Origin of the sequence: Curtobacterium sp. P97 (assembly GCF_023712445.1) — a bacterium.
GTDB lineage: Bacteria > Actinomycetota > Actinomycetes > Actinomycetales > Microbacteriaceae > Curtobacterium.
In genome coordinates this window covers 1-390 of the sequence record NZ_JAMAYF010000221.1, presented here as the reverse complement: position 1 = coordinate 390, position 390 = coordinate 1, and the positions used below count along the sequence as shown (strand labels likewise).

At 67.9% G+C, this 390-nt stretch carries 1 pseudogene; it reads right to left on the bottom strand.

What is annotated here, in order from left to right:
• Positions 1 to 69: 69 nt before the first annotated feature.
• Positions 70 to 390 (bottom strand): annotated as a pseudogene (locus M3677_RS17740) (translation initiation factor IF-2); the annotation flags it as partial.

The following is a 390-nucleotide window of genomic DNA, read 5'->3' as shown; positions in this document are numbered from 1 at the left end:
CCCAGCAGCAGGTCGGCGGTCAACGAGCCGGTGAACACCGACCCATCATCCGCCGACCTGCTGCGTGGGTCACACCCGGGGCTTCTCGCGCAGCTCGAACGTCTCGATGACGTCGTCGACCTTGATGTCGTTGAACGACCCCAGGCCGATACCGCACTCGTAGCCCTCGCGGACCTCGGTCGCGTCGTCCTTGAAGCGGCGCAGCGAGTCGACCGACAGGTTGTCGGCGACGACCGCACCGTCGCGGATGAGCCGGGCCTTGCTGTTGCGCACGATCGTGCCGCTGCGCACCAGCGAACCCGCGACGTTGCCGATCCTCGGGACGCGGAAGACCTCGCGGACCTCGGCACGGCCCAGCTGCACCTCTTCGTACTCGGGCTTGAGCATGCC